The organism is Pantoea sp. EKM21T (assembly GCF_011800405.1).
Taxonomy (GTDB): domain Bacteria; phylum Pseudomonadota; class Gammaproteobacteria; order Enterobacterales; family Enterobacteriaceae; genus Pantoea; species Pantoea agglomerans.
Window position 1 is genome coordinate 500,095 of record NZ_JAALFV010000003.1, and the last position, 17,172, is coordinate 517,266.

13 protein-coding genes are annotated in these 17,172 nt (G+C 50.6%); 6 read left to right on the forward strand and 7 right to left on the reverse strand.

Annotation, left to right across the window (positions count from 1 at the left end):
* Positions 1-153: 153 nt before the first annotated feature.
* Both HFD87_RS08695 and HFD87_RS08700 read left to right on the forward strand, forming a co-directional pair.
* On the forward strand, positions 154-855 hold the full coding sequence (locus tag HFD87_RS08695; protein WP_010670628.1) for a glutathione S-transferase family protein: 702 nt from the start codon (positions 154-156) through the stop codon (positions 853-855).
* 250 nt (positions 856-1,105) lie between these two features.
* Entirely contained in the window at positions 1,106-1,669 is a 564-nt protein-coding gene (locus HFD87_RS08700; RefSeq protein WP_033786788.1) for a TetR/AcrR family transcriptional regulator, read from the forward strand.
* Positions 1,670-2,016: 347 nt separating this feature from the next.
* Here HFD87_RS08700 and HFD87_RS08705 read toward each other — a convergent pair whose 3' ends face one another.
* On the reverse strand, positions 2,017-2,109 hold the full coding sequence (locus tag HFD87_RS08705) for a hypothetical protein (protein ID WP_371742424.1): 93 nt from the start codon (positions 2,107-2,109) through the stop codon (positions 2,017-2,019).
* Positions 2,110-2,350: 241 nt separating this feature from the next.
* Here HFD87_RS08705 and HFD87_RS08710 point away from each other — a divergent pair, with 241 nt between their 5' ends.
* The 3 genes from HFD87_RS08710 (at position 2,351) to HFD87_RS08720 (ending at position 5,682) form a co-directional block, all read left to right on the forward strand.
* On the forward strand, positions 2,351-4,558 hold the full coding sequence (locus HFD87_RS08710) for a DUF4401 domain-containing protein (RefSeq protein WP_167423243.1): 2,208 nt from the start codon (positions 2,351-2,353) through the stop codon (positions 4,556-4,558).
* On the forward strand, positions 4,551-5,081 hold the full coding sequence (locus HFD87_RS08715; RefSeq protein ID WP_060678911.1) for a GDYXXLXY domain-containing protein: 531 nt from the start codon (positions 4,551-4,553) through the stop codon (positions 5,079-5,081). The genes HFD87_RS08710 and HFD87_RS08715 overlap by 8 nt, the downstream gene beginning before the upstream one ends.
* Positions 5,082-5,268: 187 nt before the next feature.
* Positions 5,269-5,682, forward strand: a complete 414-nt coding sequence (locus HFD87_RS08720; protein ID WP_060678909.1) for a hypothetical protein — start codon at positions 5,269-5,271, stop codon at positions 5,680-5,682.
* A gap of 220 nt (positions 5,683-5,902) precedes the next feature.
* Here HFD87_RS08720 and HFD87_RS08725 read toward each other — a convergent pair whose 3' ends face one another.
* The 6 genes from HFD87_RS08725 to HFD87_RS08750 all read right to left on the reverse strand — a co-directional run bounded on the left by HFD87_RS08725 (position 5,903) and on the right by HFD87_RS08750 (position 16,077).
* Positions 5,903-6,907, reverse strand: a complete 1,005-nt coding sequence (locus HFD87_RS08725) for a DKNYY domain-containing protein (protein WP_167423244.1) — start codon at positions 6,905-6,907, stop codon at positions 5,903-5,905.
* 371 nt (positions 6,908-7,278) lie between these two features.
* A complete protein-coding gene (locus HFD87_RS08730) occupies positions 7,279-7,884 on the reverse strand; it encodes a hypothetical protein (protein WP_124890465.1) in 606 nt (201 codons plus the stop codon).
* 200 nt (positions 7,885-8,084) lie between these two features.
* Entirely contained in the window at positions 8,085-8,432 is a 348-nt protein-coding gene (locus HFD87_RS08735) for a cupin domain-containing protein (protein ID WP_033761129.1), read from the reverse strand.
* Between the two features lie 352 nt (positions 8,433-8,784).
* Positions 8,785-12,909, reverse strand: a complete 4,125-nt coding sequence (locus HFD87_RS08740) for a BapA prefix-like domain-containing protein (protein WP_167423245.1) — start codon at positions 12,907-12,909, stop codon at positions 8,785-8,787.
* Between the two features lie 607 nt (positions 12,910-13,516).
* The gene (locus tag HFD87_RS08745) at positions 13,517-14,734 is read right to left on the reverse strand and encodes a cupin domain-containing protein (RefSeq protein ID WP_089414685.1); all 1,218 of its coding nucleotides are present in this window, start codon (positions 14,732-14,734) and stop codon (positions 13,517-13,519) included.
* A gap of 554 nt (positions 14,735-15,288) precedes the next feature.
* Complete coding sequence (locus HFD87_RS08750; protein WP_045139950.1) at positions 15,289-16,077, reverse strand: enhanced serine sensitivity protein SseB C-terminal domain-containing protein; 789 nt, start codon at positions 16,075-16,077, stop codon at positions 15,289-15,291.
* 438 nt (positions 16,078-16,515) lie between these two features.
* On the opposite strand from HFD87_RS08750, the gene HFD87_RS08755 reads away from it, so the two are divergent.
* The gene (locus tag HFD87_RS08755; RefSeq protein ID WP_167423246.1) at positions 16,516-17,124 is read left to right on the forward strand and encodes a dTMP kinase; all 609 of its coding nucleotides are present in this window, start codon (positions 16,516-16,518) and stop codon (positions 17,122-17,124) included.
* The last annotated feature ends 48 nt before the right edge of the window (positions 17,125-17,172 follow it).

The following is a 17,172-nucleotide window of genomic DNA, read 5'->3' on the forward strand; positions in this document are numbered from 1 at the left end:
TGCCTCCGCTGAAATAACGTATCAAGCATGAAGGTCACCAAAAAATTAAACTAACAAGTGTTAGACCGGGGTTGACGGGTGTTGATTTGCCCGCTAATGTTTGTCTACCTAACGTTAGTTAGATATCCCAACCATCAACCTGTAGGATCGACCATGACTGCTAAACTTCAGCTTTTTACATCACCTTCTGCCTTTCCTAATCCACAGCGCCTGCGGCTTTTCATGCATGAAAAGGGCATCGCTGACCAGTTTGCCGAGACCATCTATGACATGTCCCCTGGAGGAGAGCAGCGTGGCTGGCGACATTTAAATATGAATCCGTGGGGCGAAACGCCTACCCTTGAACTCGCTGACGGGAGTTATATTTCTGAAACGGCTGCCATCGTTCGCTATCTTGATCAGGAGTATCCGGGCCGCAAGATTATGGGAGAAACAGCACTGGAACAGGGGCTGGATAATATGTGGGATAACCGGGTGTGGGTGCATATCCTGTACCGCATCGTTACAGCGTTCCACGTGTTGCACACCGGCCTCGGCTTCAAGCTGGAATTGACCAAAAATGAGGCCTGGGGTGAACACTGCCGTAAAGAAGCTTTGGCTCACGCCGCGCTGGTTAATCGCCATCTGTCAGACGGCCGCGAATGGCTGCTCGGCGGCGATGCGCCGACCTTCTCGGATATTACTCTGGCAACCGCGATCGCCTTCTCGAAATTCCCGGTCAATGCCACTCCACTGGACGAGCGTTTTGAGTTCTTAGATGCCTACTGGCAGCGCTGGACAAAACGTCCTGCCTTCCAGGCGGCCTACGCCGATCGCAACAGCGGCATTCCTGAGCTGGATTCGCCAGCCCGGTAATAGCGCCACTCGATGTAAACTCCGGTACGCCGGGTTCGTTATCTACTGACTTTCCCGGTGACCAGAGTGCTTATGATAGCGTCGGCTGTCGATGTTACTTGCTAAACCATGATGCAATGACGTCTGCCTGAGCACCCTGGATGCATTGAACTTACTGTTTTCCATGGCAATCACCCTGTCACCCGGTAAGCGTTTGCTGTAAATTAGCATTCTCTATTTAAGAGATCATCCCAATACCAAAGGCATCAAGATGAGCGTCAACACCAGGGAAGCCATTTTGCAGGCGGCCAGGAAAATTGCCCAATCTCAGGGCTATAACGGTTTGAATTTCCGCGACCTCGCGCAGGATGTGGGTATCAAAGCGGCGAGTATTTACTACTATTTTCCAGGCAAAGCCGAGTTGGGTATTGCCGTTGCCAGACGATACTGGGAGGACGGTGCGCTCGCACTCGAGATGATCGAATCAGAAAGCCCATCACCCATTGACGCGCTGCGTCGCTTTCCTGAAATCTTCCGAAGATCACTTGAGGCCGAAAATCGTCTCTGCCTGGGCAGTTTCATGGGCGCTGAAAAAGATACCTTACCTCCTGAAATGAATGCAGAAATACAGAAGTTTGCTGATGTGAACATTGCATGGCTGAACAAACTGCTGGTGGCTGCGAAGGTGTGCGATTCAGGTGAGAGTGAATCCAGAGCACGTGCAATTTTCACGGCCATTGCTGGTGCCCAGCTTATCGCCAGAAGTCGCTCAGATATCTCGCTTTTTGATTCACTGGTGGATTCATACCGCGCCTTTGGACCTCTGCCAGCATAGCAACTGACGCAATCCGATTCAGCGAATGGGCGGTTTTCTGCACGCTCGCCCAATACGGCGCGGCGTCCGGTAGCGTATGCGCTTTTCCACTCAGGAACTCACCCCTTTGAATCAATGCGCGACGGGCCAGGGTAAAAGTATTACGCCGTGTCTCATCATCACCTGCGATAAAGGGGTGAAACCTCGGTTCAGGAAATCGTTTATTTCAGCGGTTCAGGCAGCTAACAATCCACAATTTGCTGTCCGACTGCGGTTTCTTTAAAGGCTTCTGGCCAATAGTCTTGGCAATCAACTTATCATCAACCGTAAGCGTCCCCTGCTCGGTCACCCGATAATCTTTACGCTTCTTACCTTTCAGCAATGCGGGTGATGCGGTACCTCTGAGAGTACAGCAGTAAAGCCTGCCTGCGGGGATCGCGTTCGTCGGGGGCGGATGTCATGTTCACGCAGCACAAATACGGCCGCGACACTACTTGATCACAATAATGCGGCAGATTGCGCAGAGTTCCCCCCTCGCCTTTAATTTACGCTGTTATATCCTGGAAAAGATGTTTACATTTGTTCAGCAAAATTATCGGCCGCTCAGCAGAGCGTCACTGACCGACACGCGGATTGATCGCAGGGAAGAACAGCCGTTAACTTCATCATCAAAGTCATACCGTTAACAGAGGCAGGGAAAGAATGAGGGAGCTTGCACCCGATGGCATCACCGGGATGCCATCACGGACGGCAGAGTATCTTTGTCGCCAGATCGCACGCCTGCTGAAAGGAGGAAACCTGACCCCGGAGACCTGCCAGCGTATCTTTGCTTTCTGTGGAATCAGACCGTCAGATGCTCAGTGGCGTCAGTTTCTTATCCCGGTTCTTTCCTGTCTGGGATTACTATCACTGGTTGCCGGAGCGGTGTTCTTTATTGCCTGGAACTGGGCCTGGCTGCCGAAAATGGCGAAATTTGCCCTGGCCGAGCTGTTGATCGTCGCGCTGGCGGTGATTGTCTGGTGGCGCTGGTACAGCACGCTGGCACGCAACGCATTACTGGCGACAGGGCTAAGCTTCGGTGCCCTTTTTGCGCTGTATGGACAGATTTATCAGACCGGTGCTGACAGCTGGGAGCTATTCCGGGCCTGGTTATACGTTCTTCTGCCGCTGGCGCTGATTGCCCGGCAAAACAGCCTGTGGTTTTGCAGCTGGCTGGTCGCTAACCTGGCATTCCAGCTCTATTACAACACCCTGCCGTCGTCACTGCTGGATCTCGCCGCGTCTGACAGTTTAACCAGGCTTCCGACCGCTGTGCTCTGCGGATATCTGGCATTGCTGGCAGCCTGCCTGATTGTCAGGGAAGCGCTGGCGTGGCGCGCGATAACGCATCAGCCCGAGAGCTGGCTGGCAAGCCGCTGGTTCTCGCGAGTCATGGCGGGATTTTTACTGCTTCAGCTGACCGCCATTGTGGCCGGGAACCTCTCTGACTGGGCCGGCGGTGACCACCTTCCTTATATCACGGGCGGTTGGGTGATCACCCTGCTGGCAGGTTATTACCTGTACCGTTACCGCTATCCGGATCTATGCATGCTGACGCTGGGCATCGCCAGCCTGACCATTGTTGGCTGTGCGCTAATTATGCAGTTATTTCTTTTAGCCTACGATACGGGTGATCTGTTTTTGACCGGCATCCTGATGGCGTTCTGGGTGGCGGTAAATGGTTCAATTCTGCTGAAATGGCAACGCAAACTGGTTGAAAAGGGGCCAATTGATCTGGCTCCGGCCAGGCTGACCTTACTGACAGACACTTTGCGTCAGCACGGTTTGCTGAGCGCCTCGCAGGTTGAGGAAATTAAGCAACGCGGTCACGCATCCGACCTGCCCTGGTATCTGAGGCTGGCGCTAAGCGTCGGAGGCTGGGTGGCAGCGATCATCATTCTGTTACTGATGATACTGATGCTCTATGCCACTGATCTGCTGGAAGACCCGAATGCTGCCACCCTTATTATTCCTTCGCTGCTGCTTGCCGCCATTGCACGTGGCCTGTTAAGCAGTCAGCGTGACGGTAAACATCACCTCGGGCTGGCATGGGCGATTGCGGCAACGTGCGGGCTGATAACCGGTGTTCTGCTGCAAATTCAGAGCAATGACGTCAGCTTTATTATGCTGAGTTCACTGACTGCCTTGCCGATCCTGGCCGCAATGGCGATGGCTATGCCCGACCGCACTTTTCGGTTTATGGCCATCACTGCCCTGACCTTTTTCCTGGTGCTGGCGGGCTACTCTCTGACCCGGATCTGCCTGTCTCCGATGGCTGCACGCCTTGTTGTGTCCGTACTGGTGGCGGCGGTCATATTTTTGTGGACGTGGACTGTCAGTCATCAGTTGAGTTTACAGGCAGGGCCGTATGCTGACGCGGTACATCCTCTGCTGTATGGCATCCCGTGTGGTCTGATGTTGCTGAGTTTCCTCGGTATAAACGCGGCGTATCTAACGGATTTCCTCTGGTCAGCATCGCAATTTTCCACGATTCAGTCTGCGACTGGCCCAGGGATCGCGGCTGGCTTAGTGCTGAGTGCGCTCAGTCAGAAAAGGCACAACCAGCCGCTGTTTTCGATTATCACGCTGCCCGCTGCACTTATCTGCGGGGCTGCCGCCCTCTATGCACCGGGTATAGGGCTGGGATTGTGGTTAATTCTGATGGCACGTTATCAGGGAAGTCTGGGGTTGCTGGTGGTCAGTGGCAGTTTCATGGTGCTGTATGTCATTGGCTGGTATTACTTCCTGGAGGTAATTCTGCTGCAGAAATCCCTGCTGCTGCTGGTCAGCGGTCTGGTTTTACTGGGGCTGGCATGGGGAGTCAAAAAAGTATTACCTGCACAAATCGGAGGTGCCCGTGAGAATGCATAAACAGAGCCGATGGCTGGCTGGCGCTGTGATAGCGCTGGCGCTGATAGCCGTCAATGTCAGCATCTGGCAAAAAGAGCAGTTGCTGAAGCAAGGTGCGGTCATGATTTTGCCTCTTGCCCCGGTTGATCCGCGATCCCTGATGCAGGGTGATTACATGGCGCTGAATTATGCCCTCACCCGCCCACTGGAACTGACGTTGTATCAACAGGCTGAGTCCTGTGGCGCGACCCTGTCAGCGTCATGCCTGCCCACCAGCGGAACCCTGATTGTTGACCTCGATGCGCAGCGTCATGCGACTCAGGCCCGTTTTGATCAGGGTGAACCTCTGCAGCCGAATCAGCTACGGGTAAAATACCATCAACATTATGGCTCGCTGACCGTCGGTACTAACGCTTATTTCTTTCAGGAAGGTCATGCCGACAGATTCGCGCAGGCGCGTTACGGGGCATTTCGGGTGGGAAGCGATGGCACAGCACTCCTGACGGATCTGCTTGATGAGCAGGGTAAGGTGATTCAGCCTTAAGGATGTGAGACGCTCACTGACCTGCCCCAAAAACCTGGCAGGCGGCCTTAATGTCCTAATTGCCGGATGCCCGTCACAGGTCGGCAAAAGGATGCTGCGCCGGCATCCTGTTTTGCGATCAAGCCTCGTGCCGAAAATTTAAGCGAGTAAGCTGCATCAATATAGCTGCTCAGACATAGAGAAAATTATGCCGAACATTATTGACGACAACTGGATTAGGATATCTGTGATATCAGCAATATTTAGTAGTGTCGTGGGTTCATTACTGGTTTTAACCTATCTTTCCTTGGGAAAAAGCAGTACACCCGTAATGGGTTTAATTTTTACTTATTTTTTCATCGTTATGGTGAGTATTATTGGCACCACGATGGGCTCAATGATAATCGGCATGCCATTAGCGATGATTTCAAAGCGATTTTATCCTGACGCTGCCCTGAAGGGGAGCTTTTTTATCGTGTGCTCTGCGCTCTTCATGTGGCTGGTTGTACTGGCATGGCCTGTTATCAGGATATGTGAAACGCCTTATTCGGATATTTTGCTTTTAAGCCCCTATGCCTTCTGTTCAGCTGCCGCACTTGCTTATCTGGTTTACTGGGATTAATGCGTATTATATCAATCAGGATCGGTGCAGTAGGACCGTTAATGAAAAGAGCTAATGGTATCATTTTTCAGCCAGACATATGGAAACAGGTGAGTCCAGGGTGTCGGAATCCCCATGTTTTCCAGCCCCCCTGTGAGCAGTTTTAATTACAGACTCATCTGGATATTAATTAGATAATGTTTACGTGGCAGCACGTGATCACATTTTGCCTGCCAGATAATCATGGATTCTGCTCGAAATACTGTTTATCCATCTCGACAAGTTTCTTTTGTAATCCTGTCTCACCTTCAACCACTTCGTAAAATTTACTGTAACTATAAAGATAAATACGCTCGGATGACGCAAACATAAACATGTCTGGTGAAGCCATATTTGAGAAGCGACTGATCACTTCAGGCTGTAAAAAGATGACATCATTCCCGATGTGACCAATCACTCCGCGCCCCCAGTTTCCCGCACGAAAAAAGGTATCTGGATTGCTATATCCCGTGCATCTGGTGAGCCCATGCTCCGGACAGGAGACAACAGAAAGAAGATGAAATTTACTCAGATCTAAATCACTAACATTATAGCCACCGACATAGGTTGAGCCATTACTTTTGAAGACATTGTAAATACGCCATTTATCATCCTTTCCAAATGGAAAAATAACCTGGAAATCTTCCGGGTTAACCTCTTTTATCTTCTCGCTCCGGAAATATACAGACGATTCATCTTGCGCGTAGCTCGCTAATTGTTCCGATTGCCAGTATGGCCGGGTAGTCTTAACGTAATTAACCGGTCGAAACGTAGAGGAGTATTTAGCCACTAAATAAAGATCGCGCTTTTCTATTTTATTGAACTGCATGGGCTTTGCTGTTAAGCAACCCCAGGAAGTGATGTTATAAATTAAACCTGAAGTATCGCCCGTCCCAGTAATGCAGGGAGAGTGTTCGTAATTAATTTTACTCACCCAGTAAATATTGTTCTTAATGGATACATAGTTACTGAAAACAGGCCGTATATCATTTGAACATTGCTGACTTACCTGAAATAAGTTATCTCTCTCACCATTCTGGTTAAATTTACCATGAACAGATTCGCTACAGACATTAAGGACAGGCCTGCCACGCACATCGCTTTGCATTGGCCGACTTGCATCGAAAATATATTTTAAGAAAATAAAAATCAGAAACACTCCAATAATTAACCCTATCCTGACAAAGATACTATGGTTTGACTTCATGTGTTATTCCCTTTAACCGCTATCCTGGTATCACATCAGATAGTGCAGACCGAAGGTAAACGGCAAGCGCGCCGCCTGGCATGAACGCTATTCAACATAATTAATGCTTTTCCGGGATCATGCATTCTGCAGCATAGCCCGCATTTAATTTTATATCTGCCCACATAACACTGTTTCTTTGGGGTACGGAGCGTAAATCTTCAGTGTAATCATTTTCTCATCTTCCCATGCTTCCTTGTCTGGTGGCGCAGGTTTAAAAACCCCGGTGTGCTGGGCACGGCTAATGAACCCGGTTTACAGACATAAATAGATGATGAGTTTTAGCGGACACATTATATTTTGCCTGGTATAGAGGTCAGGCCTGTGGTTGCTTACCACCCTATCGACTTGCACTGACTGAATTCAGTTTTTGGAACAATGAGCGCCATATGGTTTTCTGCCATGCACTGTTTAAAAACCTGCTCTTTGTAACGGCCCGCCTGTAAACCCAGCATGGTGCTGGACCGTTCCGCTGCGTTATTTTCAATGTAAGAGCCACAATTTTCTTTGAACTCCTGAGGATTATCGCTATAAGACATCGACCATTTCAGCTGAGCTTCAACTGAATCATCTGATTGATGCTGGGGGACGGCTTTTACTGGTTCCAGGCCAGAATAGAGTGGATTGCCGAGTAATTTCTGTGCAAATTGTTGATTTTCTGCGGTTAAACGTCCGGTTTTACACATCTGCAGATAGATCTGCGAAAGCCGTTGCTCCTCAGCATCGGCAGCATGGGTGCATTCCTCCAGGACTTGTTCATTAGTCTTAGCCGGTTTTTTATCTGTGGATCTCCAGTAACTATTTTTAAAGTCCGGTACCGTGCCTTCAGTGGTGCCAAAAGGGCAAAGTGCACTGGCGCAACCCAGTAAAAACATGGGCACACACGTCAACGTCAGAACACGTAACAGGGAAAACGCTTTAAGACTGCTTTTGTTCATTTTATTTTCACTTTAGTCAGCTGCGGAAATGGGGTCTGAGCAATGTCATTATTTTTAATGTTCCGCTTTTCGCTCATAGCGGACCTACCGGAATGCAGGTCAGGTTTGTGCCTGAAGCAGGCGTTGCAAATACTCAGTTAAGTTAACACCTGGCGCGCAGGCCTTACCTTAAGACAAGCCATTGCGGTGTTCATAATTCGTCAGCAGGATGAAGGAAGGTCAGAACGATCTCCTCGCGTCGTTGGGTGCGAAATTACAATAAACTCTACAGGAAACTCAGTGTCGTTTCTGGCTTGATGTTTTGACCCCGGTGGAATTTCTAGCCCCTGCAGGGCTTTAATATTATGCATCTTACCCTCCAGTTCCATTGAAAGAACACCATCGAGAACAAAGAAAAATTGTCTGGAAACGGAGTGAAAGTGTCGCTTTTCAGAAGTGCCGGCAGGCATTTTCTCATGAATAACCAGCATATCCTGACGGTTTACCAGATACCAACCATCGCAATTGTCGCCCCAGAAATAATGCTCTGCATTTTCCTTTGAAATCATCATCCTTCTCCTGTTTACACGCGCCCATCTATCAACATCTTAAGAAAGTGATACCGAGATGTAGTATCGATTCTCAACAGGTTATGCTTTTGATTATTTACCTAAAGATCTGAACTGCATCGTTCAATATATCTGGTAGTTATCAATGTATTGGGAAAGCAGAATTTTATCTGCCTATAATGTCCGCTTTTCGCTCATAGCGGAAATTAGCCTGACGTCAGTCTTCCCTATACCGGCAGCGTAGGTTCGCACGCCATTAGAGAATAGCTACGCTGGGCACTCGTATGCGCTTCACTGGCAATCTTAATTGCGGAAAATGGCCAGGGAAGAAAATCCGCCCCGGCCATCTGATTTAAGCCAGTTGTAAGTGAAGATTATGTTGCATCAGGATATCAGCCAGCGAACCTTCATGGCTGGCAGAGGCATTGTGATACAGGTCGTACTGCTGACCGTTACTAATACGCTGCCCATCCTCGCTCCAGACGCCGCCTTCAATGTTACTTAGCGTAACCACATTGCCGTCCGCGTCTTTTATCGTCGGCGCCTCACTCGCATTGTCGTTCATTGGCAACGGCTCTTTTTGCCCCAGATTGACGCTATTACTGCTGAAAGCGCCCAGATTAATGACCTCAGCGTTGCCTGATCTCAGCCCAAGCGTGGCAAAATCAAACGCCTCATGCGCACCATTCAGCTGAAACGAATCGTCATCGGCAGCACCGTTCAGGCTGGTGTGCAGATTTGAATATAAAAGCGAGAGCGTTTCACTGTTTACTGTTCCAGAGAGATGGAGATTGTCAGCCATATCAGGATGAAGAGACGCGTGCTCCAGTGTGATAGCACTATGGCTTTCCGAATTGCTGCCATCTTCTGTGTTGCTGCTGTTCACAGTTGTGGCATTGATCAGGTTGTCCTGCGCTGCGGTTGCAATACTCAGCTTCGGCTGCGGCTCGGCCATATAAAGCTCGACGTTTTGCGAAACGTGGTTAACGTTTCCGGCAGCATCACGAATAGTTGCGGTAATCCTGTGCTCGCCCGGTTCAGGCGTGAGTGCGTCCAGCGTTTCAAGCTGCACGGCCCACGTGCCTTTGCTGGTCACACTGGTTTGCCACTGGTGGTCGCCAAGCCTGACAGTAACAATATCACCGGCTTCACCCGTACCTGATACATGCTGATCATGGCTGGAGGCAAGGTTGATTTGCTGCCCCTCTGTGAGGTGAGTAAAAGCGATTTTGGGTGCGCAGACATCCACCTGATAGCTGGTCGTTATCGTAGCCGTATGGCCAGCCGCGTCGCTAGCAGTCACGACAATGTCATGCTGCCCCTTGCCGAAACCTGTTTTCATCGTCCCCGGCGCCAGTGGCAGGCTCCAGTGACCGTCGTCGCTTACTGCCGCATTGTGATGTTTACCACCAATAATCACCGATACCGTCTGACCGCTGCCGGTGACGCCCGTTGTGCCGGTCAGCATCGAGCCCTCTTTTTTCTCCGCACGGTTCAGCCAGCCGTCACCAAATGGCGTATCAATTTCAGGTGCAGGCTGACCTGGAATATCGACCACTGGCGTAGTATTGCTTCCATCGGTGGGATTATCGGGGGTGACCGGTGGCAACGGATCGCCGCTGTTATCACTGACCGGAGAAGTCAGATCCGCTGTGACGTAACCACTCTGTTCAAACCAGTTTCCGGCGCCATCCAGCACGCCAAACGACAGGAAGTTGCCGCCCTGGGAAAGCTCCGACGCGCTGATTTCCGCGCGCCAGTTGCCATCTGCCTCTACCACGGCATAATTCCAGTGGAAGGTATCAGAAACCTGCACCGCAAAAGTCTTAAGCGGCAGCGGCGCTTCAAGCGTGCCGCTGATAACGTACCAGGTCTGACCGTCATGCTGGACCGCATCCGCCAGCGTGATGTCGTTAACGGTGACTTTTGGGTTGCTGCTGTTGTAGTGGGTAATCAGCAGCAGATTCTGGCTGAGGCTGGTACTGTTTCCATTCAGATCCGTTGCACTGACCTGAATGGTATAGTTGCCATCCTTGATAGTTTTCACGTCGCTGTCAGAGAGCTGAACCTGCCACTGATTCTGATAGACACTGCCCTGCCAGGTTCTGCCGTCAAGGGTCAGTTCAACCGGCGTGCCGGAGGGAAGATGGGCGGCAGTGCCGGTGAAGATAATGCCGTATATCCCCTCCTGGTAACTGACCGCATTGTCGCCGGTGATCGGATCAAGGGTCAGCTGCGGCAACGCCTCAGTAGCGAAGATTTGCACGCCTGCTGAGGCATAACCTTTGTTTCCCGCTTCGTCGGTTGTTTCAGCAATAGCACGGTAGCTCCCTTCCTCCATTCCCTGCAGCGTTTCCGCGGGAACTGAGAACTGCCACTGGCCATTTTGATCGACGATGCCGCTCCAGTGGGAGGCCCCAAAATTAACTTCAATCGTGCTGCCGGCTTCGCCTCTGCCAGAGATCACCAGCGGGCTGCTGATTTCATGACTATCGATCACCCCGTCCCCTGCCAGTGTATTAATCGTGACAAGAGGATCCTGCGTATCGGTAATAAACGTCGTCTCCGTAATACCGGACTGGCCCCAGCGATCGGTGGCGGTCAGCGTAACGGAATGACTCCCCTCGGCTAAATCTGCTTCCATCAGCTGCCCGGTGGAGAGTGAGACAAGCCAGTTGCCCAGACTGTCCACAGCGCCCGCATAGTGAACACCATCTACGGTCAGATCGATCTTCTGGCCCGCCCCGGTCACACCAGTGGAGCCGCTCAGCGTAACAGGCTCGAAGCGTTCATGTGCGTTCATAAACCCGTCGACAAACGGCGTGTCTATAGTCGGCTGTGGCGGGATAGCGTCTGATGGCGGTGCTGACGCCTCTACGGTAATGACTTTGTTTGCGGTGGTCGTACCGCCAACGCTGTTTTCAAAGGTTACGCTGATGTGGTTAGACCCTTCCGGCAGCACCTGCAGATCGGCAGACGGCAGGGTAACACTCCAGCTGCCGTCAGCGGCCAGCGTTGTGGTATAGGTCTGACCGTTCAGCATTATGGTCAGCGTGCTCTCTGCGGCGAGGTTCGCTGTGGTGCCGCTGAACGTCTGTGGGGAGAGCTTCTCCTCAGCGCTTAACACGCCGTCACCAGTAAAACTGTTAATGGTTAAAGAAGGGGGCGTGCTGACAGGCGGAATCGGCGTGCCACCATCGGCGGGTGGCGTATTGCCACCATCCGTTGGATTGTCATCGATAACCGGCGGAACCCCATTGCCGCCTTCAACGGGCGTAATAAGGTCGGCTGTGACATTGCCACTCTGCTCAAACCAGTTTCCGGCACCATCCAGCACGCCAAACGACAAGAAGTTGCCGCCCTGGGAAAGCTCCGACGCGCTGATTTCCGCGCGCCAGCTGCCATCTGCCTCTACCACGGCATAATTCCAGTGGAAGGTATCAGAAACCTGCACCGCAAAAGTCTTAAGCGGCAGCGGCGCTTCAAGCGTGCCGCTGATAACGTACCAGGTCTGACCGTCATGCTGGACCGCATCCGCCAGTGTGATGTCGTTAACGGTGACTTTTGGGTTGCTGCTGTTGTAGTGGGTAATCAGCAGCAGATTCTGGCTGAGGCTGGTACTGTTTCCATTCAGATCCGTTGCACTGACCTGAATGGTATAGTTGCCATCCTTGATAGTTTTCACGTCGCTGTCAGAGAGCTGAACCTGCCACTGATCCTGGTAGACGCTGCCCTGCCAGGTTCTGCCGTCAAGGGTCAGTTCAACCGGCGTGCCGGAGGGGAGATGGGCGGCGGAGCCGGTGAAGATAATGCCGTATATCCCCTCCTGGTAACTGACCGCATTGTCGCCGGTAACCGGATCAAGAGTCAGCGCCGGTAATGGAATGGCGCTGGCCTTCATAGCGTCGGAGGTGGCGGGGGCATCTGAAGCTGTTGCTGACTCAACCTGGGGCGTAAGCGTTAAGGTTGAATCAGCTTCGCTGGTCGTCGCCCTCAGGGCGACAGCTGCTCCGTTTAACGGCGTGCCTGACGGGATCAGAATCTGGCTTTGGGTAGACTCTACGATTGATAACGCGGGATCTGACTCTGGACTGGCAGGGAATGGCATTGGAGTTGTTGCAGAAGCTGGAGATTGCCAGACAGGTGTCAGCGTGGTGACAGTCTGAGCATCGCCGGAAACGTCTGTGCTGAACTGTGCCTCCTGAAATAAACTTCCCTGCTGGAAAAGCATTTTACTCTGCTGGCCTGCAACCTCAGTAAAGAAATTCTGATAGCGAAGCGTATCGCTCTCGTGCAGGTTAAGAATGAGATCGTCACCCTGTTTCTGAAAAGAAGAAATCTGAGAAGGTGAGCTTTGCAGCGTGATAAGAGCGGGTTCGCTCAGAATAGATTGTGATTTTCCTTCAGTGGACTGAGACAATGGGTGACCGCTTTTCAGCGATATGACCGTGGCGCGGCCCGTTCCTGAAAATGCCATGGAAATCTCCTTATATACCAGTTATTAAGTAGGCAATGCCATTGGAAATAAAGCGACGCTTTACTTATTTCAGGCACGCAACGGCCAGCGCCAATAAAGGTGCTGAGGCAGAGCCGGCACTCAACGCATTAAACGCAATTCGTAGCAACAATAAAGGGCATAACCACAGCCAGATTAAATATTCGGTTTTGAAAACAGATTATTTCTGCTGGCAAAATAAAAAGTACCATTCTTTGCAAGAGTCCGGGCATCGGCTCAATTAACCTTTACTGACTTCAACGACGTATTGTCAGGAAAAAGTGAATAGTTGATGCTGGATAGACATAAGCTAAACTTCGTTTTCATGTCTGGCTACCAGGTAAAATCTGGAAATGTCCCCTGTTAATAGCAGATGCTTCCTGATGATTTAACTGCCCTGCTGTCTCAGTTTAGTAACAAATTCCCCATCCCTGTAAGAGCAATGATGATGCTATTGCACCATTTTAAGTGGCAGGTGGGAAATTGCATTACCGATATACGTGTCCGCTTTATGCTAAAAGCGGACACTTTAATTTAAACAGGAATAAGTCAGCGTCAATCCTTATTAATCAGGTAACGACTGAACCAGTTACTTCACCACCGGGTTCTTTTTAAGTGAAAGCATGTTCATAAACTCTTCATCCAGATGCAGGTGTTGCCGGACAAGTTCAGCTGGTGTACTGGCGAGCCACTGGTTAAGCGAAATATCGGCATAGTAATCACTTTTAAAAAGTTCTAGAAAACGCAGTGGTCCCTTACCGGTGTTTTCGATGTAATGTCCCATAGCAAAAGGAACATATCCCACATCGCCGGCGCGGTAGTCAAAAGTCCTTGCCTGACCGGATGATGCAAAGACCCCCATCCGTCCCTCTCCTTCAAGGTAATACTGCCATTCATCATTGTTAGGATGCCAGTGCAGCTCGCGCAGTCCGCCTGGCTCAATTTCCACCAGTGCGGCAGCAATCGTTTTTGAAACCGGAAAATTGGATGAATCCGTAATCCTGACGGTTCCTCCCGGCGCGCGTACCGGATCCTGAGCCAGCATCTTGTGGGTAAATCGGATTTTCGACTTCACCCCGCCTTTTATACTGTCTGATTCCAGGCTGCCCGGAACGTTGCCGGCAAAAATGTACTCATCATCAGGTGAAGGCAGGTGAGAAAATGAAGATACCGGAACCCTGAAGTTTTTGGCGAGAATTTCCGGGGGAATATGCCTGAACCAGTCTGACAGCAGAAAAGTGCTATCCTCATCAAAATTTCCGTCGTCAAAAGCCAGTAAAAATTCACAGCCGTCGGGACCGAGACCCTGAATCGAATGGGGAATACCGGGCGGAAAATACCATAGGTCACCTGCAGCGATATCATCAACAAACCATCCTCCGCTGGCGTCAAAAGCGGTAATCCGCGCGTTGCCATAAGTCATGTAAGCCCACTCCCCCTCTTTATGCCAGTGCAGTTCGCGAATACCTCCGGCATTGAGGCGCATGTCTACACCCGCAATCGTCGTAGATATGCCCAGCTCCCGCTGCGTCACCTGACGCGTCCAGCCACCGCTTCCCTTGCGTACGTGCGCATCACTGAAAGAAAAGCGAAGGTTTGGCAGCGTTCCGCTGTCGGTAACGGGCGGATTTACGATGTCCGGACTTTCAGCCTCACGAATAGGGTCATGTGGTCCGGGATCTCGTCCTCCGCTCCCTGCCGGAAACGTCTTTACGCCGTTGTCATGTGCCATGGCCTGACCCGCCGCAAGCGCGACCGTTCCTCCTGCCGCAAAAGCCATAAAATGTCTTCTTGTCAGTGTTTTCATATTCATCCCTCTTAATAATCTTTTTATAAACGGTATTATTTTTGTTACCGCCATAAAGTTATAAGCGGGCTGAATGCGGAGGGAAAAATAACTTTGTAACACTGTGGAAAGAGTGCAGTTTTCACGCAAATAGTAAAGATACTTGAATGTATTAAGAAAGATTAATGTTGTTTAATCAACGTATAGTTATAAAGGGATTATCCTGTGCTTAAGCGCACTAATCGTCAATTAATGTGGGTCTTTTTGATTTTCATTTACCCGGTGATCGGTAACTGCTGATAAGAATTTTTACGAATTGAGGGGTTTAACGAGGCCTGAGCCTTTGATGCGTGAGCTTTCACGCACGTACTCAGATAGACGAGGCGCATATGCAGGGCCGCTCTGTTACGCCTGATTAAGCCCGAAGCATAAAGTCCCCTTCTCGCTCATAGCGGACATAGATAAATCCGCCCTGGATCACCTATTTCAGTCACTATCACTGGCACTGTTGAAACCGGAGATCAAAGTCACCCCCGATTTACTACGCTGGTTACAAGACAACATTCAGAAGCCGTTCAGCGTCCAAACATGCCCTTTAGTTTTTGCTTCATGCTCCGCACATAGAATGGCGTAAACTGCGACCTGATATGTGAGTCCAGACCTTTGTCGTTCTGGCCAAGGCGCATCAGATCCACCGCCTGCCCATCCGGAGAGGTATCCGCTGCGACAAGACCCGCACCACGCATCACCTCTTGCACATCACCGCTCATTTCCACCCCCACCAGATAATGCGGTTTATCATCGACTGACGGGTCATGCATTAAAACCAGGAATGCACGGCTGACCCCGGGACATTTTGCAAACCAGGCAGATAACTCTTTCAGAAGCCTGTCCGGAACAACGGCAGGTACTCCCACTAATACCTGTGTTTCTTCCTCAACCACCCTTGTCTGCGGCAGGCGACCCGTTCCTTCCGCCAGCATGGCTTCTATTTCTTCCGGCACAAACTCCTTTCCGTAATCCGAGCTGGGATTAAGAAACACACCCTCTCCCCGCGTCATTTCAAAAAAGGCTCTGGCAGGCAACTTCATGTATTTACTTTCCTGGCTGATGGCGCGCTGCAGGGTGGCAAGCGAGCTGAATACCGGAATGACAGGCGTTCCATCCGGTTTTTCCCAGTGCTGAATCGAGATATTCTCACCCGCCTTTAGTTCGACCTCACCATCACCCGTTGCCCCTCCGGAACTACCCAGGACGTAAAGCGATGAATCTAACAGTACCCGGTAAAACTCAGGTCGTTCTGCTGGATGATCGGCCGCCAGTTTTAAAGCAGTCTCCAGTTTGATTTCCCTTTCGTCAGACATTTAACCACCTTAGGCAGGATTGGATTAGGATCAATTTAACAAGGGCTTATGAGCATAATATAGATAATTTCTACTCGCCAGATTCCTGCACGTACCGGGGGACTGCCTTTGAGGGCTCGTTATTGCGATTAAGGACATGCGTTTGAATGGGTAAATGGCAGAACAGGCACGATCTTTTCCGTTTTCCAGACGCTTCCCTTAAACTACACCGCACAGGCCTCAACTATTAAGCTTATCTGACTAACATCCTGTTCTATAAACTCGTGAGTCAGAACCGTTACCAGCGTGTTTATCAGTGTTTGTTTAAAATCATGCTCACGCTGACATGCCATACTGCTACAGAGAACGATGTAGGTTCAGCTGTTCAAACCAGGAAAATAAGATGCTTTTACCGGATGCACGATTCACAAAAATCTTTCCTCACTTCTCATTCCAGGCATGAGTCGTCAGCTGTTTGTTTCTCTGGATGGGCCCAAGGGAACCGGTAAAACCACTCTGCTGGAGTCCATTACGCAAGTGCTAAGAGCAGATAACAGGAAGGTGATTCGACTTAGCGAGCAAAAAAGCGATCCCTTCAGGGCGGAAACAATGGCGCTGGTTAACAGGCTCGCCAGAAATCCCTCAGTGGATCTTGAACGGGAAATTTGTGAACGTTTTGCCGTTAGCCGAGCCTGGATTTCACAGAATGTACTCACTAATCAGCCCGGGAACTGCATTATCCTGATGGATCGCTGGTATCCGTCAGATGCCGCGTTTCGGCGGCTGGTGCCCTTTGCAGAGATTTTGCAGCAAAATATTGAACTCAACGTACGAGTACCAGACCTGCATGTCGGGGTGATCACCGCACCTGAAATTTCATGGGAACGAGCCGCGGCACGATCGCGTGGGCTGGGGAGTACAGTGATTCACCGGCTGGAAGAGCATGTCGCTTGCACCAGAGCGTTCGAGCAGGAGATGACCAACCACGGCTGGTTTTTATGTCGCAATGAAGGAACCGTAGAAGAGGCAACGATGCAGGTGATTGCTGAAATCTATAAAACGCTTTGATGCCGTGCATGCATTGGTTTAAGGGGCTGATTCTCACTCGAAATTGCC

What these genes read in the sequence shown, in the direction of transcription:
- HFD87_RS08735 (WP_033761129.1), bottom strand. Translation starts at nt 8,432, where the DNA reads ATGATTTCAAAGGAAAATGCAGAGCATTATTTCTGGGGCGACAATTGC.
- HFD87_RS08720 (WP_060678909.1), top strand. Translation starts at nt 5,269, where the DNA reads ATGCCGAACATTATTGACGACAACTGGATTAGGATATCTGTGATATCA.
- HFD87_RS08695 (WP_010670628.1), top strand. Translation starts at nt 154, where the DNA reads ATGACTGCTAAACTTCAGCTTTTTACATCACCTTCTGCCTTTCCTAAT.
- HFD87_RS08745 (WP_089414685.1), bottom strand. Translation starts at nt 14,734, where the DNA reads ATGAAAACACTGACAAGAAGACATTTTATGGCTTTTGCGGCAGGAGGA.
- HFD87_RS08725 (WP_167423244.1), bottom strand. Translation starts at nt 6,907, where the DNA reads ATGAAGTCAAACCATAGTATCTTTGTCAGGATAGGGTTAATTATTGGA.
- HFD87_RS08740 (WP_167423245.1), bottom strand. Translation starts at nt 12,909, where the DNA reads ATGGCATTTTCAGGAACGGGCCGCGCCACGGTCATATCGCTGAAAAGC.
- HFD87_RS08755 (WP_167423246.1), top strand. Translation starts at nt 16,516, where the DNA reads ATGAGTCGTCAGCTGTTTGTTTCTCTGGATGGGCCCAAGGGAACCGGT.
- HFD87_RS08705 (WP_371742424.1), bottom strand. Translation starts at nt 2,109, where the DNA reads ATGACATCCGCCCCCGACGAACGCGATCCCCGCAGGCAGGCTTTACTG.
- HFD87_RS08710 (WP_167423243.1), top strand. Translation starts at nt 2,351, where the DNA reads ATGAGGGAGCTTGCACCCGATGGCATCACCGGGATGCCATCACGGACG.
- HFD87_RS08700 (WP_033786788.1), top strand. Translation starts at nt 1,106, where the DNA reads ATGAGCGTCAACACCAGGGAAGCCATTTTGCAGGCGGCCAGGAAAATT.
- HFD87_RS08750 (WP_045139950.1), bottom strand. Translation starts at nt 16,077, where the DNA reads ATGTCTGACGAAAGGGAAATCAAACTGGAGACTGCTTTAAAACTGGCG.
- HFD87_RS08715 (WP_060678911.1), top strand. Translation starts at nt 4,551, where the DNA reads ATGCATAAACAGAGCCGATGGCTGGCTGGCGCTGTGATAGCGCTGGCG.
- HFD87_RS08730 (WP_124890465.1), bottom strand. Translation starts at nt 7,884, where the DNA reads ATGAACAAAAGCAGTCTTAAAGCGTTTTCCCTGTTACGTGTTCTGACG.